Below are 749 nucleotides of genomic sequence, written 5' to 3' on the forward strand. Positions count from 1 at the left end.
CCGTCGAGGCCGAGGAAGGAGATGGCGTAGGCGATCTGGCCGTTCAGCGGCAGCTGGTGGCCGACGCCGGAGATGCTGATGCCTTCGACGGTGGCCTGGGTGCCGGTGTTGCCGTATCGGGTGCGGGTCCACGACGACTGGGGGTGGTCGGTGAAGGCCGGGGTCTGGCTCAGCCCGTTCAGGTTGGTCCACTGCTTGATCTCCTCGCCGAAGTTGGGGTAGGCGAGGGTGGTGTCGGTGGTGCCGTGCCACAGCTGCATGCGGGGGTAGCGGCCGGTGTAGCCGGGGTACATGGCGCGGGCCTGGTCGCCCCACTGCTGGGCGGTCTTGATGAGCTGCCCGCCGGAGCACTGGCTGTTCCACAGCGAGCCGTTGGTGGTGGCGAAGCACCCGGCCGGTACGCCGGAGAAGGCCGACCCGGCCGAGAACACGTCGGGGTACTGGGCGGCCAGGACGTTGGTCATCATCGCGCCGGAGGAGAAGCCGCTGACGACGATGCGGCCGGGGTCGACGTTGTAGCGCTGGCGGGCGTAGGCGACCATCGACATGATGCCGGTGGAGTCGCTGCCGCCGTCGCGCCGCAGCGCGGCGGGGGTGGAGACGTCGAAGCACTTCTCGCTGCGGGTGGCCTCGGGGACCACGATGATGTAGCCGTACCGGTCGGCGGCGGTGACGTAGTCGTGCCCGTTGCCGTTGAAGATCGCACTGGCCGACCCGCTGCAGTAGTGCACGAGCACCAGCAGCGCCGG

Annotated in this window: 1 protein-coding gene; it reads right to left on the reverse strand. The window is 69.6% G+C overall.

Features of this window, described 5'->3' with window-relative positions:
* A partial coding sequence (locus tag AAH991_RS40180) for an extracellular catalytic domain type 1 short-chain-length polyhydroxyalkanoate depolymerase (RefSeq protein ID WP_346231198.1) occupies positions 1–749 on the reverse strand: 749 nt, incomplete at both ends.

Source organism: Microbispora sp. ZYX-F-249 (assembly GCF_039649665.1).
Lineage (GTDB): Bacteria > Actinomycetota > Actinomycetes > Streptosporangiales > Streptosporangiaceae > Microbispora > Microbispora maris.